The following is a 24,950-nucleotide window of genomic DNA, read 5'->3' on the forward strand; positions in this document are numbered from 1 at the left end:
GCTCCGCCCGCTCCGCTCATGCCAGCTGACGATGCCAGTACCGGACGGCCTGGACGAGCAGGCATGCCGCCAACCCGGCGAGAAGCCCCATGCCGGCAGCCGCGAGCACGTTTCCCCCGACACCCAGGTCGATGCTGAACAGCCCGGCCCGGAACTCGACGTGCGCGCCGCCGAGGGCCGCCATGCCGCCGAAACACAACGTGGCGACCCACGGCGTGTGCCATTCGGCGAACAACGCGATGAGTACGAGAATCGCGGCACTTATTACGACGAGCGGCCACATGGGTGCGGCGATCGGACCAAGTCCTCCAGTTTCCACAGTGGGCAGTGGCAGGTTCGGCCCTTCGACCGTCCACGGCGTACCAAGTCCTCTGGTCAGCGCGACACAGAGCAGGTTCGGCGCGGCCAGCACCATCGTGCCGAGAACCCGGGTGCCGCCGAAAATCGAAGCAAGTACTCCGACGATCAAAGCAAGCCCTGCGGCACCCAGCAGCACCGCGACCACTTTCCGAAGCTTCGGCAGCCACCACATGCCGACCCGGAGCCCCAGCACGACCGCGAGCCACAGCAGCCCGCCGAGCAGCGTCGGCCAGAACCGGATGTCCAGCTGCCCGGCGGGCAGGAACGGCAGCACGTGCAGGCCGGTCACGAACACCGCCGCGGCGCCGGCGACTCGCTGCCAGGACGTGAGCACGACCGCCAGCAGCACGGCGCCGACCAGTGAGACTCCCAGCGGTAGCAAGGAGACCGACCCGGTGAGCAGGTCCCGGCTGACCCCGGCGGAGCCACCGACGGCGAGCGCCACCGCGGCGGGTGTGGTCGCGGCGCCGAAGCCGGCGAGGGACACCCCCAGTGCCGCCCAGCCGGCCATCCCCAGCCACGCGACCAGACCGGCGGCGGCGCCGACGAGAACCTCCTTGCGTGCCGCCGGTTCGGTCCACGAACCGGCGGCGACGGCCTGGCCGGCCATCACGCGTCCTTCGTGCGCAGCAGCAGGTAGCCGCCGGCACCCACCGCCGCGACACAGGCGCACAGAAGGCCGAAGCCCGGCCACGGGGCGAGCGCGCCGTCCGTCGGCACGACCGAAAAGATCCGTTCTCCCGAGGCCGTCGGCCAGTACTTGTTCACCCAGGCCGCCATCCGCTCCGGCAGCGCCTGTGCGACCGCCCGCACGAGCAGCGTGACCGTCACCAGCGTGCCGATCGCGCCCGCGGTCGACCGCAGCACCGTGCCGAGGCCGAGACCCAGCAGGCCGAGCGCCGCAAGATACAGGCCGCCGCCGATGACCGCGCGGGCCACCTCGGGCTGGCCGAGCGTCGCGTACGGGACGCCCTGGCCGGCGAACACCGCCTGGCCGAGGAAGAACGACGTGAACCCGATCAGCTGACCGATCAGCACCGCGACCAGCGTGAACACTCCGGCCTTCGCCGCGAGGAGCCGGCCGCGCCGCGGCACGGCCAGCAGGCTGGGCTGGATCGAGCCGGTCGCGTACTCGGCGGTGATCACCAGCACGCCGAGCACCCCGATCGCGAGCTGCGCGACCGTGATGGCGGTGAGGCTGGCCGCGGTCGGGTCCCAGGCCGTGCGCTCGGCGGCGGAGGCGTCGGGGTAGCCGCGCGCCTGTCCCGTCGCGGACAGCGCGCCGACGGACAGCGCGAGCACGACCGTCACCGTCGCCGTGAGCCAGGTCGAGCGCAGGCTGGCGAACTTGGTCCATTCGGAACGGAGGATGTTCACGCGCTCACCCCGAACTCGACCGCGTCGGCGGTTAGTGTCATGAACACGTCCTCGAGCGAGTCCCGTCGCGGCGTCAGCTCCGCGAGCGCGATCCCGTCCGCGGCGGCGAGCTTGCCGATCTCGGTGGCCGTCAGCCCTTGAACCAGCAGCGCGTCGCCGTCCGTGCCGAGATGCGCACCCGACCGGCGCAGCAACCGCGCGAGTCCGTCCTGCTCGCCGGCGCGGACCAGCACGTTCTCGGTCCCGTGCCGGTGGAGGAACTCGTCGACGGTCGAGTCGGCCAGCAGCCGGCCCCGCCCGATGACCAGCAGGTGCTGGGCGGTGAGCGCCATCTCGCCCATCAGGTGGCTCGACACCAGCACGGTCCGGCCCTCCGCGGCGAGACCGCGCATGAGCGTCCGGATCCAGCGAATGCCCTCCGGGTCCAGGCCGTTGACGGGCTCGTCGAACATCACCACCGGCGGGTCCCCGAGCAGCGCGGCCGCGATGCCAAGCCGCTGGCTCATGCCCAGCGAGAACGTCCCCGCACGCCGGCCCGCGATGCTCTCCAGCCCGACGAGCCCGAGCACCTCGTCGACCCGTGTTCGCGCGATGCCGGCCGCCTGTGCCAGTGCGAGCAGGTGGTTGGCGGCGCTGCGGCCGGGGTGCACGGCCCGTGCGTCGAGCAGCGCGCCGACCGTGTGCAGCGGCCGCGCCAGGTCCGCGTAGCGCTGCCCGGCGACCGTGACGGTTCCCGCGGTGGGCGCGTCGAGTCCCAGGACGAGCCGCATTGTCGTGGACTTGCCGGCGCCGTTCGGCCCGAGGAAGCCGGTGACCCTACCCGGCTGGACGGTGAACGTGAGCACGTCGACGGCGAGCGTGTCGCCGTAGCGTTTGGTGAGGCCGACCGCCTCGATGATCGTGTCGCTCATGGCGCAAGGCTGTCGGCGCGAGGTGACGGGTTGCTGGGAACGGACGGGCCGTCCTCGCGAAACGCCGGGGCGTTCCCAGGAAACTCCCAGGAATCACCAGGTGGCGCCGAGAGCCAGCACGGGTGGTGCGCCGTCCGGGAACCTCAGTTCGAAAACCGCGCCGTTGTCGACGACGAGGCCTCTCGAGAAGTTCTGGAAGCCCCGCATGTCCAGAGGGTCGGCGTCGGTCAGGAGCACCCACGCCACGGCATGCATGAAGATCCCGTGCGTGAAGACCGCCACCGGCCCCGTCGGTTGCTTTGTGAGACGGTCGATGCAGTCGTTGATCCGGCCGATCAGGCCGGCGAACGACTCCGCGCCGCCGACCGCGAGATGCGGGTCGGCGCGGTTCCAGTATTCGACGACGTACGGCCAGCGTTCTTCGCTGGTGGTGAGCCGATCGTGGAGGTCGCCGAGATAGGTGAACTCCTGGACCGGCCACTCCTCGCGGCGCACGTCCGGGAACCGGGCCACGGTGGGCTCGGCGGTCTGGACCGCACGCAGGTAGGGCGAGGTGACGATCAGCGCGGGCTGCTCCGGCAGCGCGGCGGCGACGCGTTCGGCCTGCTCCCGACCACGTGCGGTGAGCGGGCTCGCGCCGGGGACTGTGGACGGCGTGCCCGCGTTGGACTCACTCTCGCCATGCCTGATCAACCATGCTCGTAGCATGATCGAGCAGCCTAACGGTGAGCGAGCGTCGATGGTTCGGGTTAGGTTTTCGCGCATGGTGATCGAACTTGCCCGCTTCACGATCCACGAGGGCGCGGAGGACAAGCTGCTGGCAGAGCGCCCGGCGATGATCGAGGCGTTGCGGCGGCGGTTTCCCGCCTGCCTGGCCGCCTTCCTGACCAAGGAGGGCGAGGATGCCTGGCTGGACGCGATCCTGTGGCGCAGCCGCGCCGAGGCGGAGGAGGCCGCGCGACTGATCGACACCGTGCCGGAGTGCCACGAGTGGTTCCGCCACATCGCGGAGTCCCGCGGCCTGCGTCACGTGGAGGTCAAGAACGCCTGGGCGTCTGAGGTGCTGCTCGCCGCGATCGCCGGCTAGGTCCTGGGATCGTCGTGCGAACGTCCACGCTCGACAACCGTTTCCTCAGGGGACCGTGACGAGGCCAACCACGGTCCACCTCGCCACCCGTGCCAACGGCCGGGACGCAACCCGCACTCAGGAATTCCGGGGAGGCGGACTGGTCACCACGCCGTTCACCACCTCCAGGTGACGGTTGGTGTGCACGGCCTCGAGCATGCGACGGTCGTGTGTCACCAGCAGGAGCGTTCCGGGGTAGTTCGCCAGGGCCGACTCCAGCTGCTCGATGGCCGGCAGGTCGAGATGGTTCGTCGGCTCGTCCAGCACCAGCAGGTTCACCCCGCGCGCCTGGAGCAGCGCCAGGGCCGCCCGCGTGCGCTCGCCGGGGGAGAGGCTGCCAGCGGGGCGCCGCACATGTGCCGCCGTGAGTCCGAACTTCGCAAGCAGTGTGCGTAGATCCGTAGGCGCCGTCTCGGGCAGTTGCTCCTCGAACGCGGCGAGCAGCGTCTCCTGTCCGGTGAACAAGGCGCGGGCCTGGTCAACCTCGCCGACCCGCACGCTCGGCCCGAGCGACGAGGTCCCCTCCACCAGCTCGGCGCGCCCCAGCAGCGCGGCGAGCAGCGTCGACTTGCCAGCGCCGTTCGCGCCGGTGATGGCGACCTTGTCCGCCCAGTCGATCTGCAGGTCGACCGGACCGAGCGTGAACGACCCGCGCCGCACCACCGCCCCCCGCAGCACCGCGACGACCGCGCCGGCCCTGGGCGCCGCGGCGATCTCCATCCGCAGCTCCCATTCCTTGCGCGGCTCCTCGACGACGTCCAGCCGCTCGATCATCCGGTCCGTCTGCCGGGCCTTCGATGCCTGCTTCTCGGTCGCCTCCACGCGCTTGTTCCGGCCTATCTTGTCGTTGTCGGTCGACTTGCGCCGGGCGTTGCGGACACCCTTGTCCATCCACGCTCGTTGCGTCCGTGCCCGCAGCTCCAGCGAGGCCTTCGTGTCCGCGAAGTCCTCGTACCGCTCCCGCGCGTGCCGGCGCGCCACCTCCCGCTCCGCGAGGTAGGACTCGTAGCCGCCGCCGTAGGTGTTCACCTGCTGCTGCGGCAGGTCCAGTTCCACCACGCCGGTGACCGTGCGGCTCAGGAACTCGCGGTCGTGGCTCACCAGCACGGTGCCCGCCCGCAGTCCGGTCACGAATGCCTCCAGCCGCGCGAGCCCGTCGAGGTCCAGGTCGTTGGTCGGCTCGTCGAGCAGGAAGATGTCGTACCGGGACAGCAACAGCGACGCCATGCCGGCGCGCGCGGCCTGCCCGCCGGACAGTGCGGTCATGTGCGTGTCGAGGTCGACGGTCAGCCCGAGGTCCGCGACCACCTCGTCCATGCGTTCGTCCAGGTCGGCGCCGCCGAGCGCGAGCCAACGTTCGAGCGTCACCGCGTAGTCCTCGTCGGCGCCCGGTCTGCCTTCGCTGAGCGCGGTGGTTGCGTCGTCCATCGAAGTCTGTGCCGTGGTGACGCCGGTGCGGCGGCCGAGAAAAGCGCGAACGGTCTCACCCGGCCGACGATCGGGCTCCTGCGGGAGATAGCCGACGTTCGCCGTCGGCGGGTTGAGCCGCACGCTGCCGTCGTCCGGCGCGGCGACGCCGCCCAGGATCCTCAGCAGCGTCGACTTGCCGGCCCCGTTGACCCCGACCAGACCCACCACGTCGCCGGGTGCCACCACGAGATCCAGACCGGAGAACAGCACCCGCTCACCGAACCCGGCGGCCAACCCCTTGGCGACCAATGTTGCGCTCACTGTTCCGGAGCGTAGACATGACGAAACCCCGTGGTGCTGCCAGGTCGGGGGTCCGCCAGCACCACGGGGTCAACTGTCTCATCGCCGGTGCCCACGCATGCGTTACCGGCGATCCCGGCCGCCGATGTGGCGTGTGCCACTCGTCAGCCGTTCTCGATCGTCTCGTTGACGCGCTGGGGATCCAGCAGGTGTTCGACCATGAGCCGAGCCCCGCCGTGGATGCCCGCGCGGTGCCCCGCCCGACTGGTACGGACCTGCAGGTTCTCCGTCGCCATGGGCAGGCTGCGTTCGAACACCGCGGCCCGAACGCTGGCGACGAACGGCTCCGTGCGACTCAGCAGGCCGCCGATCACCAGCGCGTCCGGGTTGAAGAAGTTGACCACCGTCGCGAGCAGCTCGCCCGTCGCCCGGCCCGCGTCCCGCAGCATGCGGGTGGCGATGGGGTCGGCGTCCGCGGCCAGCGCGACCACGTCGTTGGGAGTCCGTACCCGTGCACCGACCGTCTGGAGGTCACGGACGAGCGCGGCGCCGCTCGCCACCGTGTCCAGGCAGCCGCTGCGCCCACAGGAGCACGGAGTGTGCTCGTGGCCGGGCACCGGCAGGTGGCTGATGTCGCCCGCCGCGCCGACCGAGCCGCGGTGCAGCCGGCCTGACGCGATCACCCCGCAGCCGATGCCGCTGCCTGCCTTCAGGTACACCATGTGCTCGACGGGTGCGACGGCATGTTCGCCGAGCCCAGCGAGGTTCGCGTCGTTGTCGACGAGCACCGGCACCCTGGCCCCCCGGCCGAACATCTGGACCCGCACGTTCACCCCGTGCCAGCCGGGCATCCGCGACGGCGACACCACGCGACCGGTTCCGGCGTCCACCGGACCGGGAACGCCGATGGTGATGCCCCGCAGCCGCTTGGGTTCGATCTTCTGGTTCTCGATCGTCTCGGTGACCCACCCGAGCACGGCGTCGGGGCCTTCCTCGATCCGCACGGGCGTGTGCTCGTGCTCCTCGATCAACCTGAAGTTCATGTCGTACTGGCCCATGGCGGCGTGATGGCTGCCAAGGTCCACCGCGATGACTTCGCCGTAGTCAGGTCGCAGCACGATGCGCCGGGGACGGCGGCCACCCTGCGGCAGCCCGTCGTCCAGCTCCTGCACGTAGCCGTGGTCGATCAGGGCCTGGACGCGCAATCCCGCGGTCGACGCGGACACGCCGAGGAGCTTCGCGAGCTTGGCGCGCGACGACACCGCTCCCGCCCGGATGAGCTGCAGGACGGCGCCGGGGGAGTCGGGAGCGACGCGGGGACTGGTCATACGAAACTCATACCTTACTTCGATTCTCGCTTGACTTACTTCGATTTTCGCACATATGGTTTCGACAATCGAACCAAGTCGGAGGAAAATCGATGAAGGGTCGTGTGCTGTTAGTTACCGCCGGCACCCTCGCCGTCGTGCTCGCGGGGTGCGGAAGCGGAGGTGAGTCGGCCGTGCCACCGGCGGGCGGCGCCACGACCAGCCCGGATCTGTTCAAGGACGCGCCGGTGGCCGAGGCCGCCGCGATCCTGCCTGGCTCGACCATGGAGCGGATCAAGCAACGTGGCAAGCTGATCGTGGCGGAGGCGCTCGACGCGCCGTTGCTGTCCCAGCAGAACCCGAGCAACCCCGATGAAGTGACCGGTTTCGACGCCGACCTGGCGAAGCTGCTGGCGGTGTACATCTTGGGGAAGCCGGAAGTCGAGATCGTACCGCCGGCCACGGAGACCCGTGAGGCGCTCCTCGCGAACGGCACGGTCGACGTCGTCTTCAACACCTACACGATCACCGAGGAACGGGCCACACAGGTCGCGTTCGCGGGCCCGTACTTCGAGTCTGGCCTGGCCGTGGCCGTGAAATCCGGTAACACCGGCATCAAGGGCGTCGACGACCTCGGCGGCAGAAAAGTGATCGTCGGGGCCAACACGCCGGCCGTCACCGAGGTACCAAAAGTTCAGCCAACCGCGCAGATCATCACGTTCGGTACCGATCCGCAGGCGGTCACCGCGCTGCTGCAGGGCCGCGGCGACGCGTACGTCCAGGACCTCACCATCCTTGCTAGTGACGCCAAGGCGAATCCGCAACTTTCCGTGGTCGGCAACCCGTTCACGAAGGAGCCGTACGGCATCGGCCTCAAGCACGGCGACGACGACTTCAAGAAATTCGTCAACGACTGGCTGAAGAAGGTCCAGGACGGCGGTCAGTGGGCGCAGGCCTGGAAGAGTTCGCTCGGTACGGTCGTCGACTCGGCGCCGCCGACCCCACCCGCCATCGGATCCGTGCCCGGCTCCTGATGCAGGCACTGCTCGGCGACCTCGGACCGCTGCTGCAGGGCCTGCTGACCACCCTGTGGATGGCGGTCCTGTCCGCGGTGGGCGCGCTGGCCCTCGGCGTGATCGTGACCGCGATGCGCGTCAGCCCGATCCCCGTGCTGCGGGGTGTGGCCTTCGCCTACGTGCAGCTGTTCCTGAACGTGCCGCTGCTCGCGCTGCTGGTGCTGTTCGTGTTCGCGCTGCCGGACGCCGGCCTGCTGATGCCGCTGCCGATGACCGCCGTGGTCGTGCTGGTGATCTACGAGGCGGCGTACGTCGCGGAGGCCGTGCGCAGCGGGGTGAACACGGTCGCGCTCGGGCAGGCGGAGGCGGCCCGAGCGCTCGGGTTGACATTCCGGCAGACGCTGGGGTCAGTGATCCTTCCGCAGGCGCTGCGGGCCGTGGTGCAGCCGGTGGGCAACGTGATGATCGCGCTGGTGATGAACACGTCGCTGTTCGCGGCGGTGGGCATCGTCGAACTGACGGCGGCCGCCAACAAGACGAACCTGATCCACGCACAGCCGATTCCGATTTTCGTAGGCGCCGGCCTGACGTACATGGTGCTTGCTCTGTTGATCGGCCTGGGCACCGGTTGGCTCGAACGACGGGTGGCGATCGTTCGATGACTGGATTCCTTCGTTCGAAATTCGCAGGAAGGCCTTCGAAGACCGAAGGGCTTCCTGCGATGGCCGTCCTCTACGACGCTCCAGGCCCACGCGCGCGGCGCCGGATCGCTATCTGGTCTGCGGTCAGCGGAGTGGTGCTGGCAGTGTTGCTCGGCCTGGGGCTGTGGCAGTTCGCCCGGCACGGCCAACTCGACGCGGCACGCTGGGCACCGTTCACGCAGTGGCCGATCTGGAAGTATTTGCTGGTCGGGTTGCTGGGCACGCTGGAGGCGGCCGCGTACGTCGCCGTGCTGAGCGCGGTGGCCGGGGTGTTCCTCGCGCTGGGGCGGCTGTCGGGGGTTCGGGTGGTGCGCTGGCTCGCCACCGGGTACATCGAGATCGCCCGCACGCTGCCCGTGCTGCTGATGATCTACGTGACACTGTTCGCGCTGCCCAGCGTGGGCGTGAACCTGCCGCTGCTGTGGAAGCTGGCACTGCCGTTGACGGTGGCGAACGCGGCGGCGTTCGCGGAGATCTTCCGTGCGGGGATCCTGAGCCTCCCGCGTGGACAGTCGGAGGCGGCGTTGTCGCTGGGGATGACCCGCGCGCAGGCGATGCGGTACGTGGTGCTGCCGCAGGCGGTACGGCATGTGACGCCGTCGCTCGTGAGCCAGCTGGTGAGCCTGTTGAAGGACACGTCGCTCGGGTACGTGGTGGCGTTCACCGAGCTGCTGTACCGGGCGCAGGTGCTGTCGGCGTACAACCACCTCCTGGTGCAGACCTTCCTGGTCGTGACGTTCATCTACCTGGTGTGCAACGGTTCATTGTCGTTCGTGGCACACAGGCTGCGGCGGTCGTCGGAGAGGACACATGGCTGAGCTGGCGGTGGTGGAGCGGTCCGGTCTGGTGGAGAGCCGGCACTACGGCACGCTGGTCGGCCTGGCCGCGGACGGCACGATGGCGATATCGCTGGGCGAGCCGAACGCGACGATCCTGCCCCGCTCGACGACGAAACCGTGGCAGGCGGTGGGCTGCCGAGCCGCGGGCCTGACACTGTCGGTGGCCGGCACCGCCCTGTCGGCCGGCAGCCACACCGGCGAGGACCGCCACGTCGCGGTGGTCCGCTCGATCCTGACAGAGGCGGGACTGTCCGAAGAGGACCTCGGGTGTGTGCCGGACTGGCCCGAGGACGAGGCGACGAGACACCGACTCATCCGTGCGGGCGACGGGCCGAGCCCGGTGCGGATGAACTGCTCGGGCAAGCACGCGGCCATGCTGGCGTGCAGCGTCCACAACGGATGGTCGATCGAGGGCTACCTGTCACCGGAGCATCCCGTGCAGAAGTCGATCCGCGCGCGCCTGGAGGAGTCGGCCGGCCCGGTGACGCATGTCGCGGTGGACGGCTGCGGCGCCCCACTGTTCTCGACCACGGTGGTCGGCCTCGCTCGGGCGGCGCGGTCGCTGGTGCTGGCCGCACCGGGCTCACCGGAACGCGCGGTGGCGGACGCGATGCGCGCGGAACCCGAGTACGTCGGCGGCCGGGGTCACCAGAACAGCCGGTTCATGCAGCTGGTGCCGGGAACGGTGTGCAAGGGCGGCGCGGAGGGCGTGCTGATGGCGGCGGCGGCCACCGGCGAGGCCGTGGCGATGAAGGTGATCGACGGTAACCCCAGGGCCACAACGATCCTCGCGCTGGCGGTCCTCGGCGCACTGGGCGTGGACGTGTCGGCGGCGGAGTCCCTGCGACAGTCCGAGGCCGGGGTGCTGGGCGGCGGAAGGGTGGTAGGAGAGATCCGCCCGAGCGACGAGGTCCGCACCGTCCTCGGCGGCTGAGGGTTGGCCTCCGGCCCCCGGTTCCACGCTACCATCGGCCGCCGACAGTTCTCGGCCATCCACAGGCGCCTGTCCACAGGCGACGGTTATGTCGGTGCCGGCCGGTAGACTGGAAATCGGGGGGCCCCGGCCGCACGAGAGTCCCTTTCGTGCGGGTTGGGCGGGTGAACCTGTTCCCGGTTGCCTTTCAGGTCAAGGGAAGTGTCGGTGCCTCCCGATACGCTGGATACCGGGGGCCGGAGGCCGCTGTCGTTTGGGTGGTGCTGTGGTTCGGGCGGTGTCGTGGTTCGGGGCAGTGGTCGAAACAGTGATCGGAACAGTGCTCGGCCTTCGTGATCTGTTCGCGCGAACGGTCCGTTCGCGTCCGGCATCGGCCAGTTTCGTCGGTGGTCGACGGTACGCTGGATTCGGGGGCCGGAGGTCGCCCGGGGTCATCGGCGGCGGTTGGTGCGGGCTGTGGGGGTGGCGGTCAGTGGATCCTCCGGCCACGGATGCTTCGGGTACCGGCCGCGTAGCTCCGCGCGCACCTGGCGATAGCCTTCGTGCCAGAACGTGGCCAGGTCGCGGGTTACGGCCACCGGGTGGCCGGCGGGGGAGAGCAGGTGGAGCAGCACCGGCACGCGGCCGTCGGCGATCGTGGGGGTTGTGGTCCAGCCGAATGTCTCCTGCAGTTTGACCGGTAGTACCGGCTCCTCGGCCGAGTAGTCCACGCGGATCTTCGCGCCTGACGGCACTTCCAACCGGTCTGGCGCCAGTTCTTCCAGGCGGCCCGCCGCTGGCCAGGGAAGTAGTCGCGACAGCGCCGCGTGGACGTCGATCCTGGTCAGGTCTGTGCGGCGGCGGGCGGTTGCCAGTGCCGGGCCCAGCCAACTCGGCGCCGCCTCGACCAGGGCTTCCTCGGACATGTCCGGCCACGGGGGACCTAGGACCCGGTGCAGTAGTGCCAGTCGCTGGCGTAGGCGATTTGCTTTGTCGGTCCACGTCAGTAGGTCCAGGCCCTCGGCGCGGAGGCCCTCGGTCAGTGCCTCCCGCACCCTTGTGGGGTCCGGGTTCGGCAGTGGCCGCTCTCGCAGGATGATCGCGCCCAGGCGGCGGACGTGTCGCGCCACCACGTCGCCGTCCGTCCAGCCGATCTCGTCCGCCTCCGACAGCAGGGCCGGCGCGGCTCGTTCCGCCAGTGACTGGTCCGCGCGTGCCGCCAGACGAATCCTGCCCTGTGCCCGGCCCGGCTGGCGGTCCGCGCTCGCGATCGCCAGCCACTCGCCGCTGTCCGCCAGCTCCGCCGCCGTGCCGCCCGCCATCAGGTACACCGGTGAGCCCGGGGAACGTCTTCTCGCCAGGCGTTCGGGGTAGGCGAGAGCGACCACCAGCGCCGGATCCCGGGTCCCTTGTGGACGGTTCGGCACCAGTGCGGCCAGTCTGCGGACCTCGCGTTCCCACCGGGGTGAGCCATCCGCGCGTAGTCGGCGGAGGGTGTCCTCGACCGACGTGCTCGTCGCCAGTGTGTCGTCGTCCAGGAGTGCGACTACCTCGGCCGCCTCCGTCGCTCCTACCGCCTCCGCGCCGTCCAGCAACGCTCTTGCCAGTCGTGGGTGCAGGCCCACGCCCGCGATCCGGCGACCTCGGGCGGTCACCGCACCCGTCCTGTCCAGGGCGCCCAGTGCGCTGAGTACTGCTCGGCCTGCCGCCAACGCTCCCGGTGGTGGCGGGTCCCACCAGTCCAACGCGGTGCCGTCGGGGGTGCCCCAGCACGCCAACTCCAGTGCCAGTCTTGTCAGGTCGGCCGTGCGGATCTCCGGCTCCGGCTGCGCCGGCAGTGTCGCGTGCTCGTGTTCCGGCCAGCAGCGGTACACCCGGCCCGGTGCCTCCCTGCCCGCGCGCCCGGCCCGCTGCTCGGCCACCGACGCCGACACCCTCGTGGTGACCAGGCCCGACAGGCCGCGCCGGTGGTCCATGCGTGGTACGCGCGCGAGCCCGGAGTCGACCACCACACGCACGCCCGGCACCGTCAGGCTGGACTCGGCCACTGCGGTGGCCAGTACGACCCGTCTCCGCGTGCCCGGTCTCAGTGCCGCGTCCTGCCGTGCCGCCGGCAGACGGCCGTGTAGTGGGACGATCTCGACGTCGTCCTGGATCAGGTTCGACACGCGGGCTATCTCCCCGGCGCCGGGGAGGAAGACCAACACGTCACCGGCCGATTCGGACAGTGCTGTGTGGACGGTGCGGGCCACGTGCCGCTCGACTCGTTCGCCGCGGGCCGGTGGGTCGTAGGAGACGGTCACCGGATACGTGCGGACGTGTGCCTCGATGACCGGTGTGTGCTCGCCGAGCAGCGCGGCTATCCGGTCGGTGGCCACGGTCGCGGACGTGGCCAGCAGGCGCAGGTCCGGGCGCAGGCCGGCCCGCGCATCTAGAGTTAGCGCTAACAACAGGTCGGCGTCCAGGTGGCGCTCATGGACCTCGTCCAGCATGATCGTGTTGACGCCGGGCAGGCTTGGGTCGTGTTGCAGCCGTCGTACCAGCAGGCCCGTGGTGACCACCTCGATTCTCGTGTCCTTCGAGGTCTTCCGGTCTCCGCGGACCGCGTAGCCGACCGTCCGGCCCACCGGTTCGCCTATTAGTGCCGCCATCCGGGCCGCCGCAGCGCGGGCCGCCAGCCGTCTGGGCTCGGCAACCACGATCCTGCCTGTTAGCGCTAACGGGACGACCGTCGTCTTGCCGGTGCCGGGTGGTGCCACCAGCACCGCCGTGCCGTGCTCGTCCAGCGCGGCGGTCACCTCGGCCAGGACCGCGCGCACCGGCAGGTCGGGTAGGTCGCCAGGAAGCACGGCCTCGAGTCTAGGTAGGGTCACGGGAGTGGTTTCCAAGGTGGACGTCGCCGCGGCGGCGGAGCGGTTCGCGGGAGTGATCCCGCCGAGCCCGCTGCAGCGCAACGAGCGGCTCTCCGCGCGGCATGACCTGGACGTGTGGCTCAAACGGGAGGACCTCAACACGGTCCGCTCCTACAAGGGTCGCGGCGCCTTCAACTTCGTCAGCGCGCTCAGCCCGGCCGACCGGGAGCGGGGCGTGGTCTGCGCCAGCGCCGGCAACCACGGGCAGGGCGTCGCGTTCGCGTGCGCATCGCTCGGTGTGCGGGCGCGGGTGTACCTGCCCCGCACCACCCCCAGGCAGAAGCGCGACCGCGTGGCCACCCTCGGCGGCCGCCACGTCGAGATCGTCGTCGAGGGCGAGACCTACGACGAGGCCTCCCACGAGGCCACCGCCTACGCCGCGACGACCGGCCGCATCCTCATTCCGGCCTTCGACGACCCACACACGATCGCCGGCCAGGGCACCGTGACCGCCGAGATCGAGACGCAGCTCGGCCAGGTTCCGGATGCGCTGGTCGTGCCGGTCGGTGGCGGCGGCCTCCTGGCCGGCGCGCTCGCCTGGCTCGGGTCCGGCACACACGTCATCGGCGCCGAGCCGGCCGGCGCCGCGAGCATGGCCCACGCCCTGGCGTCCGGCGGACCGGCACCGCTCGCCGAAATGGACCCGTTCGTCGACGGCGCGGCCGTGCGCCAGGTGGGCACGCACACCTACCGCCTCGCCGCCGCCCACCGGCCCCGGCTCGTCGCCGTGCCGGAAGGCCAGATCTGCGTGGAGATGCTGGACCTGTACCAGTCCGACGGCATCATCAGCGAGCCCGCCGGCGCCCTCGCGCCGGCCTCGCTCGGCATGCTCGACCTGCCGCCCGGCGCGACCGTCGTCTGCGTGCTGTCCGGCGGCAACAACGACGTCAGCCGGTATGCGGAGATCGTCGAACGCGCTTTGATCTTCGAAGGCCGCAAGCACTACTTCCTCGTCGAGTTCCCCCAGGAGCCGGGCGCCCTGCGCCGGTTCCTGGACGACGTCCTCGGCCCCGACGACGACATCACCCTCTTCGAGTACGTCAAGCGCAACAACCGCGAGACCGGTCCCGCGCTCGTCGGCATCGAGCTCGGCGCACCGGAGAACCTCCAGGCCATGCTCAAGCGCATGGAGTCCGCGCCCCACCGCATCGAGCGTGTGCCGCCGGACAGCCCGCTGTTCACGTTCCTCGTCTAGTGCGGTGCCCACGGACAGACCCGGCGAACGTTGGCGGACACCGCACCAGCCACACGGCACCGGTCCCCGGGGCGCGGGACGGTTCCGAGCCTGACAAAAGCTCCGTCCGCGACCCGTCGTGGTCGGCATCGCCACCCGACATGTGGGGGACCGACATCGAACGGCCCCGCGGTGTGGCTGCCGCAGACGTGGAACGGGGTTCGGTGCCGCGCGTAACTTCGGGAGTATGAGCGAACTGGCAGGGCGGCGTGCGTTGGTGACCGGCGCGGGCGGGGGAATCGGACGGGCCTGCGCGATACGGCTCGCCGCCGCCGGGGCTGCCGTCGTCGCCGCCGACCGCGATGGTGCGGCGCTCGAAGCACTTGTTTCGGAGATCGAAGGGCTTGCTTCGGAGACTGAGTCGCTTGGTTCGAAGATCGAAGTCGAGCCGGTGATCGTCGACCTCGCCGACCTGGACGCCGTCGACCGGCTCGACCTGGCCGTCGACATCGTCGTCAACAACGCCGGCCTGCAGCACGTGGCACCCATCGAGGACTTCCCGCCGGAGCGATTCTCCTACCTGCTCCGCGTGATGCTCGAGGCGCCCTTCCGGATCGTGCGCATGGCGCTGCCGCACATGTATGCCCAGGGCTGGGGCCGGATCGTCAACATCTCCAGCGTGCACGGACTGGTCGCGTCCCCGTACAAGTCCGCGTACACCGCCGCGAAGCACGGGCTCGAAGGGCTCTCGAAGGTCATCGCCCTCGAAGGCGCCGAGCACGGGGTGACCTCGAACTGCGTCAACCCGGCCTACGCCAACACGCCGCTCGTCACGAACCAGGTCGACGCGCAGGCGAGGACACTCGGCATCACGGCGGACAGGGTCGTCGACGAGGTGATGCTCGGGCCCGCCGCGGTGAAGCGGCTGATCGAGCCCGACGAGATCGCGGAGCTGGTGGCGTACCTGTGCGGCGACGCCGCCTCGGCGATCACCGGTTCGTCGTTGAGAATCGACGGTGGGTGGACGGCGCGGTAGCCGCTATGTAGGAAATGAACACATCCGGGACGGACCTTGTGGACGTGTCGGCCATGTTGCATACATTCGGCAATCTCTAAGGTCATCGAGGTGACCGGCGCCACACCGATGTTGCGTACACGGGGACTCGTCCGGGAGTTCAACGGGTTCCGTGCGGTCAACGGCGTCGACCTGGAAGTGGCCGCCGGGACCGTGCACGCCCTCGTCGGCCCGAACGGCGCCGGCAAGACCACGCTGTTCAACCTGCTGACCGGTTTCCTCGCGCCGACGGCAGGGGTGATCGAGCTGGACGGGCAGGACGTCACCGGCCTGCGGCCGGAGCGGATCGCGCAGCGGGGAGTCGCCCGCTCCTTCCAGATCACCAGCCTGTTCGAGGAGCTGACGCTCACCGAGCACGTCGAGCTGGCGTTGCAGGGCCGGGACGGCCGCGGCTACCGCTTCTGGCGCTCCGAACGGCAACTGGGCCGGTACCGCGACGAGACGGCCGAGCTGCTCGACCAGGTCGGCCTCACCGCACACGCCGGCAAGGCGGCGGGCAGCCTCGCGTACGGCCAGAAGCGGGCGCTCGAGCTGGCGCTTGCACTGGCGCTGTCGCCGCGCCTGCTGCTGCTCGACGAACCGACCGCGGGCATGGGCGTCGAGGACGTGGCGCTGACCGTCGACCTCATCCGGCGCATCCGTGCCGACCGCACGGTGGTTCTGGTGGAACACAACATGAAGGTCGTCGGCGACCTCACCGACCGGGTCACCGTGCTGCAGTTCGGGAAGGTGCTCGCCGAGGGCCCGTACGAGGATGTCCGCGGCGACCCGCGCGTGATCACCGCCTACCTGGGAGAGCCCCGTGCTTAGCGTCCGGGAGATGAGCGCTCACTACGGCGAGGCCACGGTCCTGCAGGGGGTCTCGCTCGACGTGGCCGCCGGTGAGGTCGTGACGCTCGTCGGCCGCAACGGCGCCGGCAAGACCACGCTGCTGCGATGCCTCATGGGGCTGCACCGGTCGATGACCGGGGCCATCCTGCTCGACGGCACGGACATCGCCAGACTGGGGTCGCACAAGCGATGCCGGCTCGGGCTCGGTTACGTGCCGGACGACCGGGGCATCTACGCGACGCTCACCGTCGAGGAGAACCTCACCCTGACGCCCCGGACGGGCCCCGACGCGTGGTCGCTTCAGCGGATCTACGAGGCGTTCCCGGTCCTGAAGGCGCGCAGGAAGCAGGCCGGCACCCATCTTTCCGGTGGGGAGCAACAGATGCTGTCGGTCGCGCGGGTGCTGCGCATGGGCGCGCGGCTGCTGCTGGCCGACGAACCGACCGAGGGGCTGTCGCCGATCCTCGTCCAGCAGATCGGCGACATCATCCGGACAGTGTCGCAGCACGGCGTGACCGTGTTGCTGATCGAACAGAACATCCACTTCGCGACGACCGTGGCGGACCGGCACTACCTGATGAGCCAGGGCCGGATCGTCGAGTCACTCGACAACGCCGAGGTCGAGCAGCGGGAGCACGAACTGCTGGAGTACCTGGGGATCTGACGCGGAGCGTCCAACGCAAGTCGGAAGGAGCACGACATGGCCAGGATTCGGGCGGCGGTCGTCATAGCAGGGGTCGTGCTCGCCGGGTGCGGCGGCGGCCCGCAGGGCGGTGGCGGCAAGATCAGCGGCGACACGATCAGGCTCGGCGTCATCAACGACCTGTCGGGTGTCTACTCCGACGTCGGCGGGAAGAACTCGGTCGAGGCCGTGCGGATGGCCGTCGACGACTTCAAGAAGGCGCACGCCGACGACGCGGTCACGAAGAACATCGAGGTGAGTTCCGCCGACCACCAGAACAAGCCGGACATCGCCAACACCGTCGCCCGCGAGATGTACGACCGCAACGGCGTGGACGCGATCTTCGACGTGCCGACCTCGTCCGCCGCGCTCGCCATCGCCACCGTGGCCAAGCAGAACAAGAAGCTGTACTTCAACACCGGCGCCGCGACCACCGAGCTGACCGGCGCGCAGTGCAACGCCTACACCTACCACTACGCCTACGACACCTACATGCTCGCGCAGGGCACCGGCACCACGCTGACCCAGCAGGGCGCGAAACGGTGGTACATCATCTATCCGGACTACGCGTTCGGCCAGGACATGACAAAGAACTTCACCGCCGCCATCGAGAAGGCCGGTGGCACGGTGGGCGCGGCCGACCCGACGCCGTTCCCCAACGACAACTTCTCGACGTTCATGACCAAGGCGCCGAACCTGAACCCGAAGCCGGACGTGCTCGGCGCCATGCAGGCCGGTGGCGACCTGGTGAACGTCGTCAAGCAGTACAACGAGTTCGGGCTCAAGGCCAAGGGTGTCGGGCTCGCGGTGGGCCTCATGTTCGACACCGACATCGCGTCGATCGGCGTGGACTCGTTGGCGGGCACGCTCTTCACCACCGCGTGGTTCTGGAACCTGGACGCGAAGAGCAGGGCGTGGGCCGAGCGCTTCAAGGAGCGCACCGGCAAGTGGCCGACCTTCGACCACGCCGCGAGCTACTCCTCCGCCATGCAGTACCTGGAGGCCGTGCAGCGGGCCGGCACCGACGGCGCCGACGCGGTCCGCAAGGAGCTGGACGGCTACGAGTTCGACGACTTCTTCGCCCACAACGCCAAGTTCCGCGCGGAGGACCACCGGGTCGTGCACGACGCGTACCTGGTGAAGGTGAAGGAACCCGCGGACATGAAGGAGGACGGCGACTTCACCGAGCTGGTGCACAAGATCCCGGCGGACCAGGCGTTCCGCAAGGCCGCGGACAGCGGCTGCCACATGGGATGACGTCCTCGAGCGGAGCGTGACCAACACGGTGAGGTCCGGGGAGGCGGAATGGCGCAGCAGCTGTTCAACGGGTTGGTGAGCGGCAGTTTCTACGCGTTGCTGGCGCTCGGCCTCTCGGTGATCTTCGGCATGCTCGGCGTGGTCAACTTCGCGCACGGCGCGTTCTACATGCTCGGCGCGGTCGGCGCGTTCGTGCTGCTGGACACCGTCGGGCTGTCGTGGTGGCTCGCGCTGCTCGTGGTGCCGGTCGTGCTCGGCCTCCTCGGGATGGCCTTCGAGCGGCTGCTCGTCGCGCGGCTGGTGCGGCTCGACCCGCTGTACAACTTCCTGCTCACGTTCGGCGTCGCGCTGATCCTGCAGGACGTCGTGCGGCTCAGGTACGGCGCGCAGTCCCAGCCGTACGCGCGGCCCGCGCTGCTGGACGGCACCGTGAACCTCGGGCTGTTCGACTATCCCAAGTACCAGGTGTTCGTGTTCGCGTTCTCGGTCGTCGTGTCGGTGCTGGTGTGGCTGGTGCTGGCACGGACGCGGGTCGGCGTGATCGTGCGTGCGTCGACCGAACGGCCGGAGCTCACGCGGGCACTGGGCATCGACGTGCGGCGGTGGGTCACGCCCGTGTTCGGGTTCGGCATCGCGCTGGCCGGGCTCGCCGGCGTGCTGGCCGCGCCGATGCGTGCCGTCAACGCGAACATGGGCGCCGACCTGATCATCGTGATCTTCGCGGTCGTCGTGATCGGCGGGCTCGGCTCGGTGTTCGGGTCGGTGACCGCGGGCTACGCGGTCGGGATGCTCACCGCGGTCGCGAACTTCTACGCGTCGGCGCTCTCACAGAGCCTGGTGTTCGTGCTCATGGCGTTGGTGTTGCTGCTGCGACCCGCCGGCCTGTTCGGCCGCGAGGAAGGCGTCCGCACGTGATCATCTCCAGGCTGTTCGAAGGCAGGTCACTGCTCGGCCGGTTGGCGCTGCTCGTGGTCGGGCTGGTGGTCGCGTTCGGGCTGCCGTGGTGGATCTACCCGCCGGTGGCGCTGGACATCACGGCGTGGGCGCTGTTCGCGGTCGCCCTGGACCTGCTGCTCGGCTACACCGGCCTGCTGTCGTTCGGGCACGCCGCGTTCTGGGGGACCTCGGCCTACACGACCGGTGTCATCGCCGTCCACACCGGTCTGCCGTTCTATGTCGCGGTGCTCGGCGGAGCGGTGCTGGCGGCGGTGGTCGCGGTGCCGATCGCACTGCTGTCCGTGCGGCGCACCGGGATCTACTTCGCGATGGTGACGCTGGCGTTCGCGCAGCTGGTGTACTTCGTCGCGAACCAGTGGCGGTGGATGACCGGCGGCGAGAACGGCCTGCAGGGCATCCCGCGGGTGGCGTTCGGGATGGACCTGTCGGACTCGTTCTACTTCTACTACGCGGCCGTTCCGCTGATCCTGTTGGGACTCCTCGCGGCGTGGCGGGTGGTGCACTCGCCGTTCGGGCGGGTCATGGTGGCGATCCGGGAGAACCCGGCACGGGCCCGCGCGCTGGGCTATCCCGTGGACCGCTACAAGGTCCAGGTGTTCGTGATCTCCGCGTTCCTGGCCGGGATCGCCGGCGGCGTGTACGCGGTCGGGCACGGGTTCGCGTCGCTGCAGGAGGTGTACTGGACGACGTCCGGGAAGGCCGTCGTGATGAACATCCTCGGCGGCATGGGCACGCTGTGGGGCCCGGTGCTGGGCGCGGGCATCATCGTCGTGCTGGAGGACTACCTCGCGACGGCCGGGATCGACGCGGTCGGCGTGGTCACCGGCGCGATCTTCGTGCTGACCGTGCTGGTGTTCCGCCGCGGGATCTGGGGTACCGCGAGGCAACTGCTCCGGCGGCGCGCTAGGACAGCGCCGCCGCCGGCGACGGCCGAAGCGGCCGGCGACGCACGATCAACCGTTGCAACGCGATGAACACCAGCAGCAGCACGCCGATGAAGATCTTCGTCCACCAGGAGCTGAGCGTGCCCTGGAACGAGATCAGCGTCTGGACCGTGCCCAGGACGAGCACGCCGAACACCGAGCCGACCACGTAGCCGACGCCACCGGTCAGCAGCGTGCCGCCGACGACGACCGCCGCGATGGCGTCCAGTTCCAGGCCGACGGCGTGCAGGCTGTAGCCCGACAGCATGTAGAAGCCGAACAGCAACCCGCCCAGCGCGGAGCAGAAACCGCTGATCACGTACACACCTACCTTGACCCGGCCGGTCCGCAGGCCCATGAGCGTGGCGGAGGACTCGCTGCCGCCGATGGCGTAGACCGTCCTGCCGAAGCGGGTCAGGTGCAGCACGTACGCCGCGACCGCCACGACGACGAGGGCGATGACGACGCTGTAGGTGATCGTCACGTTGCCCAGCTCGATGGTGGCGGTCGCGATGTCGCGGAACGTGTGTTCCTTGATGGACACCGAATCGACGCTGATCACGAAGCACAGGCCGCGGGCGAGAAACATCCCCGCGAGCGTGGCGATGAACGGCTGCACGCCGAACCGGTGGATCATGAGCCCCATGCCGAGGCCGAGCAGGGCCCCCGTCCCGAGCACGGCGATCATCACCAGCCACGCAGGCCACCCGGCCCGGAGCGTGGCGGCGGCGATCATCGTGGACAACGCCACCACCGACCCGACGGACAGGTCGATGCCGCCGGTGAGGATCACGAACGTCATCCCGACCGCGACGACGATGAGGAACGAGTTGTCGATGAACAGGTTGGCGAAGATCTGCGCCGTTCCGAACCCCTCGTAACGGACCGACCCGGCCCCGAAGGTCAGCACGAACACCACGAAGGTCGCGATGACCGGAAGAAAGCGGGAGGGAATGCGGGCGAGAAGGCTCACCGGGCACCTGCTTTCCGGGATACGGCCGGGGTCGGGGGAGTGACGGGGTGACGGGTGCCGCGGGAGGGTGCGGGGACCGGATGCCCGACGGTGCCCGGGAGACAGCACGGCGGGACTCCGTCGGGCACGCCGACGGTCCTCGGCCCGAGTGGTCCGAAGTGGACGGTCACGTCCAACGGCCAGGACGACTGTCCCGTGCGTGCCGTGGGGGAGTGGCTGGTGGACCCCGACGGCGCGATCGTGCTGGCGGGCCTGGTTCGCCAGCACGCGGCGACGCTGCCATGCCCCGGCACCGTTGTGAAGGTGCTCATCGGACGCCTGCTTCCTGCGGCACCGCGGCGACCGGCGGCGATGCCGGGCCGGCCGGGCGGCGGAGCGCGCCCGTCAACCGCGGCGCCTGGAGCAGGCACACCACGATCACCACGGCCGCCTTGAAGACCAGCGACGTCTCCGGGGGCACGCCGATCGTGTAGACGGTCGTCGTCAGGGTCTGGATGACCATGGCGCCGATCAGTGTGCCGGTCAGTGAGTACCGGCCACCCGCCAACGACGTCCCGCCGATGACGACCGCCAGGATCGCGTCCATCTCGATCCACAGGCCGGCGTTGTTGGCGTCCGCCGCGTGCACGTTCGACGCGATCATCAGGCCGGCCACGCCCGCGCACAGCGCGCTGAACACGTACACGGTCCAGATGATCGTCCGGGAACGCACGCCCGCCAGGCGACTCGCCTCCGGGTTCACGCCCACCGCCTCGATGAGCATGCCCAGCGCCGTGCGGCGGGTGACCAGCGCGACCGCGGCGAGCACCACCAGGCTGATCAGGATCGCGATCGGCAGCACCACGTAACCGCCGCTGACCTCGCCGAAGGTGTCGTCGTTGACCGTGATGATCTGGCCTTCGGTGATGAGCATCGCCACGCCGCGGCCCGCCGTCATCAGGACCAGCGTCGCGATGATCGGCTGGATGCCCAGGACCGACACGAGGAAACCGTTCCACAGCCCCAGAACCAGGCACAGCGCGAGCGCCAGCAGCATCGCCACGATCGCGTTTCCGCCGTCCGCGATGTAGGTGCACGCGACCGCGCCGGCGATCGCCACCACCGCGCCGACGGACAGGTCGATGCCCCGCGTCGCTATGACCAGTGTCATACCCAGTGCGATGAGCAGCGTTGGCGCGCCGTTGCGCAGGATGTCCACCAGGCTGCCGAACAGATGACCGTCCTGCAGCCGCAGCGAGAAGAACGACGGGGTGAAGATCAGGTTCAGCAACAGCAGGGCCACCAGCGCGAGCAGCGGCCACAGTAGACGCTTCATGACCGCTCCTCGCGGGCTTCGAGCGGCCGCGGGGCCGACAGCTCACTCATGTGTGCACCTTCTCGGCCTCGCCCGCGATGAGAGCGAGCACGTCGTCGACGCTCGACTCGCCCGGCAGCTCGCCGATCTTCCGCCGGTCACGCAACACGATCACCCGGTCGGACACCCGCATGACCTCCTCCAGCTCGGCGGAGATGAACAGCACCGCCATCCCCTCTGCCGCGAGGTCCGCGACCACCTTCTGGATCTGCGCCTTGGCGCCGACGTCGATGCCGCGGGTCGGCTCGTCCAGGATCAGCAGCCGCGGTTGGGTCACCAACCACCGCGCCAGCAACACCTTCTGCTGGTTGCCACCCGAGAGCGTGGCCACCACGGCATCCGGGTTGGCCGGCCGGATGTCCAGGGTGTGCACGTACTTCTCGACCAGCTCGTCCGCCGTGCGGCGGGGCACCTGGCGGTGCCAGCCACGCGCCGCCTGCATGGCGAGCACGAGGTTGTCCCGCACGGTGAGGTCCGCGACGAGTCCCTCCCCCTTGCGGTCCTCGGAGGTGAACGCGATCCGCTTCGCGATCGCCTGCCGCGGGGTGCGGAGCCGCACCGGCCTGCCGTCCAGTAGCACCCGACCCGAGTCGGCATGGTCCGCGCCGAACAGCAGCCGCGCCAGCTCGGTGCGGCCGGAACCCAGCAACCCGGCCACGCCGACGACCTCACCGGAACGCAGCTCCAGGTCGAACGGGGCGATCGCACCCGTCCGGCCCAGGTTCTCCGCCTGTAGCAACGGAGTCTCGGACGGCACCCGCCGCTCGCTGCGCTGCTCCACCTCGTCCAGCACGCTCAGGTCGCGGCCGATCATGGCGCGCACCAGCTCCAGCCGGCTCACCGCGGTCGTCGCGTGCTCGCCCACCACCGCGCCGTTGCGCAGCACCGTCAGCCGGTCGGCGATCTCGTAGACCTGATCCAGGAAGTGCGACACGAACAGGATCGCGACGCCGTCCTCGCGCAGCACCCGCATGATCCGGAACAGCTCCGCGACCTCGCCGGCGTCCAGGCTGGACGTCGGCTCGTCGAGGATCAGCACGCGGGCGTCGACCGCGACCGCGCGGGCGATCGCGACCAGCTGCTGCACGGCGATCGGGTGGCTGGACAGCGCCGAGCCGGGGTCGATGTGCAGACCGATGCGGGACAACAGCTCCGCCGCCCGCGCCCGCATCGCGCGCCCGTCGATCGAGCCGAACCGGCGGGGCTCACGGCCCAGCAGGATGTTCTCGGCGACCGACAGGTTCGTGCACAGGTTGACCTCCTGGTACACGGTGGCGATGCCGGCGTCCTGCGCCTGTGCGGGGCTGTGGAACGACACCGGAACGCCGGCGAGACGGATCTCGCCGGCGTCGGGGGTGTGGACCCCGGTGAGGGCCTTGATGAGCGTCGACTTGCCGGCGCCGTTCTCGCCGAGCAACGCGTGCACCTCACCGGGGAACAACCGGAAGTCAACGTCCTGCAACGCCTTCACGCCGGGAAACGTGACGGTGATGCCCTGGATGTCGACCAGTGGGGATTCGTCGGTCACGAATCAGTACTTTCGGTCCGGCAGCGCGGTCTTTGCCTGCTCCTGGGTGAACGTGGTCTCCTCCGTGACCACCCGCTGCGGCACGTCCTCGCCGGCCACGACCTTCTTCGTCAGGTCCATCAGCTGTGGGCCGAGGAGCGGGTTGCACTCGACGATGTAGTTGATCTCACCGTCGGCCAGTGCCTGCATGCCGTCGTGCACCGCGTCGATCGTGATGACCTTGATGTCGACGCCGGGCTTCTTGCCGGCCGCCTTGATGGCCTCGAGGGCGCCGAGGCCCATGTCGTCGTTGTGCGCGAACACCACGTCGATGTCGGGCTGGGACTTGAGGAAGGCCTCCATGACCTGCTTGCCGCCGGAGCGGGTGAAGTCACCGGTCTGCGAGGCGACGATCTTGATCTCCGGGTTCGACTTGATCGCGTCCTCGAAGCCCTCCTTGCGGTCGATCGCGGGCGCCGCGCCGGTCGTGCCCTGCAGCTCGACGACGCTGGTCGGGCCACTGTGGTTGTCCACCAACCACTTTCCGGCCTTCTTGCCCTCCTCGATGAAGTCCGAGCCGAGGAACGTCTTGTACAGTGACGTGTCGTCGGAGTCGATGGAGCGGTCGGTGAGGATCACCGGGATGTTCGCGCGCTTGGCCTCCAGCAGGACGTTGTCCCAACCGGTCTCCACCACCGGGCTGAACGCGATCACGTCCACCTTCTGCTGGATGTAGGACCGGATCGCCTTGATCTGGTTCTCCTGCTTCTGCTGCGCGTCGGAGAACTTGAGCTCGATCCCGGCCGACCTCGCGGACTCCTGGATCGACTTGGTGTTCGCGGTTCGCCAACCACTCTCCGCGCCAACCTGCGCGAAGCCCATCGTGGTCTTGCCGTCGTCCGCGGCCCCACCACCACTGCCACATGCGGTCAACGCTGTCAGCAGGACCGCGACTAAGGCGGTCGTGATCGTCTTACGCACTGCAAATCCTCCATTGGACGGTGCGTGACCCGTGTCACTGGGCCACAAGAGTGAACGTTCACAG

At 69.6% G+C, this 24,950-nt stretch carries 23 protein-coding genes; 12 read left to right on the forward strand and 11 right to left on the reverse strand.

Annotated elements, in window-relative coordinates; all coding sequences use genetic code 11:
* Positions 1 to 16: 16 nt before the first annotated feature.
* The 4 genes from VET29_RS17750 to VET29_RS17765 form a co-directional block, all read right to left on the reverse strand.
* Positions 17 to 970 carry a hypothetical protein gene (locus tag VET29_RS17750; protein WP_324921580.1) on the reverse strand — a complete coding sequence of 318 codons (954 nt, stop codon included), beginning with the start codon at positions 968 to 970 and terminating at the stop codon, positions 17 to 19.
* Positions 970 to 1,737 (reverse strand): ABC transporter permease, encoded by a 768-nt coding sequence (locus tag VET29_RS17755; RefSeq protein ID WP_324921582.1) that lies wholly within the window; start codon positions 1,735 to 1,737, stop codon positions 970 to 972. The genes VET29_RS17750 and VET29_RS17755 overlap by 1 nt, the downstream gene beginning before the upstream one ends.
* Positions 1,734 to 2,648: an ABC transporter ATP-binding protein gene (locus VET29_RS17760; protein WP_324921584.1), complete on the reverse strand. Its 915-nt coding sequence runs from the start codon at positions 2,646 to 2,648 to the stop codon at positions 1,734 to 1,736. Before VET29_RS17760 ends, VET29_RS17755 begins: the two co-directional genes overlap by 4 nt.
* 93 nt (positions 2,649 to 2,741) lie before the next feature.
* Positions 2,742 to 3,356 carry a histidine phosphatase family protein gene (locus tag VET29_RS17765; RefSeq protein ID WP_324921587.1) on the reverse strand — a complete coding sequence of 205 codons (615 nt, stop codon included), beginning with the start codon at positions 3,354 to 3,356 and terminating at the stop codon, positions 2,742 to 2,744.
* A 55-nt stretch (positions 3,357 to 3,411) separates the two neighbouring features.
* Between VET29_RS17765 and VET29_RS17770 the strand changes: the two genes are divergently transcribed.
* Complete coding sequence (locus tag VET29_RS17770) at positions 3,412 to 3,735, forward strand: antibiotic biosynthesis monooxygenase (RefSeq protein ID WP_324921589.1); 324 nt, start codon at positions 3,412 to 3,414, stop codon at positions 3,733 to 3,735.
* 117 nt (positions 3,736 to 3,852) lie between these two features.
* On the opposite strand, the gene VET29_RS17775 is transcribed toward VET29_RS17770, so the two are convergent.
* Entirely contained in the window at positions 3,853 to 5,505 is a 1,653-nt protein-coding gene (locus tag VET29_RS17775) for an ABC-F family ATP-binding cassette domain-containing protein (RefSeq protein WP_324921591.1), read from the reverse strand.
* A gap of 143 nt (positions 5,506 to 5,648) precedes the next feature.
* The gene (locus VET29_RS17780) at positions 5,649 to 6,812 is read right to left on the reverse strand and encodes an ROK family protein (protein WP_324921593.1); all 1,164 of its coding nucleotides are present in this window, start codon (positions 6,810 to 6,812) and stop codon (positions 5,649 to 5,651) included.
* Positions 6,813 to 6,904: 92 nt separating this feature from the next.
* Here VET29_RS17780 and VET29_RS17785 point away from each other — a divergent pair, with 92 nt between their 5' ends.
* The 4 genes from VET29_RS17785 (at position 6,905) to VET29_RS17800 (ending at position 10,281) form a co-directional block, all read left to right on the forward strand.
* Positions 6,905 to 7,825, forward strand: a complete 921-nt coding sequence (locus tag VET29_RS17785; protein WP_324921595.1) for a glutamate ABC transporter substrate-binding protein — start codon at positions 6,905 to 6,907, stop codon at positions 7,823 to 7,825.
* The gene (locus VET29_RS17790; RefSeq protein WP_324921597.1) at positions 7,825 to 8,469 is read left to right on the forward strand and encodes an amino acid ABC transporter permease; all 645 of its coding nucleotides are present in this window, start codon (positions 7,825 to 7,827) and stop codon (positions 8,467 to 8,469) included. The genes VET29_RS17785 and VET29_RS17790 overlap by 1 nt, the downstream gene beginning before the upstream one ends.
* A gap of 131 nt (positions 8,470 to 8,600) precedes the next feature.
* On the forward strand, positions 8,601 to 9,326 hold the full coding sequence (locus VET29_RS17795) for an amino acid ABC transporter permease (RefSeq protein WP_324921598.1): 726 nt from the start codon (positions 8,601 to 8,603) through the stop codon (positions 9,324 to 9,326).
* Positions 9,319 to 10,281 (forward strand): asparaginase, encoded by a 963-nt coding sequence (locus VET29_RS17800; RefSeq protein ID WP_324921600.1) that lies wholly within the window; start codon positions 9,319 to 9,321, stop codon positions 10,279 to 10,281. The genes VET29_RS17795 and VET29_RS17800 overlap by 8 nt, the downstream gene beginning before the upstream one ends.
* A 431-nt stretch (positions 10,282 to 10,712) precedes the next feature.
* On the opposite strand, the gene hrpB is transcribed toward VET29_RS17800, so the two are convergent.
* A complete protein-coding gene (gene hrpB / locus VET29_RS17805) occupies positions 10,713 to 13,109 on the reverse strand; it encodes an ATP-dependent helicase HrpB (protein ID WP_324921602.1) in 2,397 nt (798 codons plus the stop codon).
* 28 nt (positions 13,110 to 13,137) lie between these two features.
* Here hrpB and ilvA point away from each other — a divergent pair, with 28 nt between their 5' ends.
* The 7 genes from ilvA (at position 13,138) to VET29_RS17840 (ending at position 20,122) form a co-directional block, all read left to right on the forward strand.
* Positions 13,138 to 14,367: a threonine ammonia-lyase IlvA gene (gene ilvA, locus VET29_RS17810; protein ID WP_324921604.1), complete on the forward strand. Its 1,230-nt coding sequence runs from the start codon at positions 13,138 to 13,140 to the stop codon at positions 14,365 to 14,367.
* A gap of 226 nt (positions 14,368 to 14,593) precedes the next feature.
* Entirely contained in the window at positions 14,594 to 15,382 is a 789-nt protein-coding gene (locus VET29_RS17815) for a 3-hydroxybutyrate dehydrogenase (protein ID WP_324921606.1), read from the forward strand.
* A 108-nt stretch (positions 15,383 to 15,490) separates the two neighbouring features.
* Positions 15,491 to 16,231 carry an ABC transporter ATP-binding protein gene (locus VET29_RS17820; RefSeq protein ID WP_414636528.1) on the forward strand — a complete coding sequence of 247 codons (741 nt, stop codon included), beginning with the start codon at positions 15,491 to 15,493 and terminating at the stop codon, positions 16,229 to 16,231.
* A 10-nt stretch (positions 16,232 to 16,241) separates the two neighbouring features.
* Positions 16,242 to 16,916, forward strand: a complete 675-nt coding sequence (locus VET29_RS17825) for an ABC transporter ATP-binding protein (protein ID WP_324921611.1) — start codon at positions 16,242 to 16,244, stop codon at positions 16,914 to 16,916.
* 36 nt (positions 16,917 to 16,952) lie between these two features.
* A complete protein-coding gene (locus tag VET29_RS17830) occupies positions 16,953 to 18,191 on the forward strand; it encodes an ABC transporter substrate-binding protein (protein WP_324921614.1) in 1,239 nt (412 codons plus the stop codon).
* A gap of 48 nt (positions 18,192 to 18,239) precedes the next feature.
* The gene (locus VET29_RS17835; RefSeq protein ID WP_324921615.1) at positions 18,240 to 19,106 is read left to right on the forward strand and encodes a branched-chain amino acid ABC transporter permease; all 867 of its coding nucleotides are present in this window, start codon (positions 18,240 to 18,242) and stop codon (positions 19,104 to 19,106) included.
* On the forward strand, positions 19,103 to 20,122 hold the full coding sequence (locus tag VET29_RS17840) for a branched-chain amino acid ABC transporter permease (protein ID WP_324921616.1): 1,020 nt from the start codon (positions 19,103 to 19,105) through the stop codon (positions 20,120 to 20,122). The genes VET29_RS17835 and VET29_RS17840 overlap by 4 nt, the downstream gene beginning before the upstream one ends.
* Here VET29_RS17840 and yjfF read toward each other — a convergent pair.
* From yjfF to VET29_RS17860, 4 genes are all read right to left on the reverse strand, one after another.
* Positions 20,052 to 21,044: a galactofuranose ABC transporter, permease protein YjfF gene (yjfF, locus tag VET29_RS17845; protein WP_324921618.1), complete on the reverse strand. Its 993-nt coding sequence runs from the start codon at positions 21,042 to 21,044 to the stop codon at positions 20,052 to 20,054. The genes VET29_RS17840 and yjfF overlap by 71 nt on opposite strands.
* 307 nt (positions 21,045 to 21,351) lie before the next feature.
* Positions 21,352 to 22,359, reverse strand: a complete 1,008-nt coding sequence (locus VET29_RS17850) for an ABC transporter permease (RefSeq protein WP_324921619.1) — start codon at positions 22,357 to 22,359, stop codon at positions 21,352 to 21,354.
* Between the two features lie 46 nt (positions 22,360 to 22,405).
* Positions 22,406 to 23,926 (reverse strand): sugar ABC transporter ATP-binding protein, encoded by a 1,521-nt coding sequence (locus VET29_RS17855; RefSeq protein ID WP_324921621.1) that lies wholly within the window; start codon positions 23,924 to 23,926, stop codon positions 22,406 to 22,408.
* Between the two features lie 3 nt (positions 23,927 to 23,929).
* Positions 23,930 to 24,886, reverse strand: coding sequence for an ABC transporter substrate-binding protein (locus VET29_RS17860; protein WP_324921623.1), 957 nt, complete (start codon positions 24,884 to 24,886; stop codon positions 23,930 to 23,932).
* Between the last annotated feature and the right edge of the window lie 64 nt (positions 24,887 to 24,950).

It is taken from the genome of Actinophytocola sp., from assembly GCF_035634895.1.
In the GTDB taxonomy this organism is placed as follows: domain Bacteria; phylum Actinomycetota; class Actinomycetes; order Mycobacteriales; family Pseudonocardiaceae; genus Actinophytocola.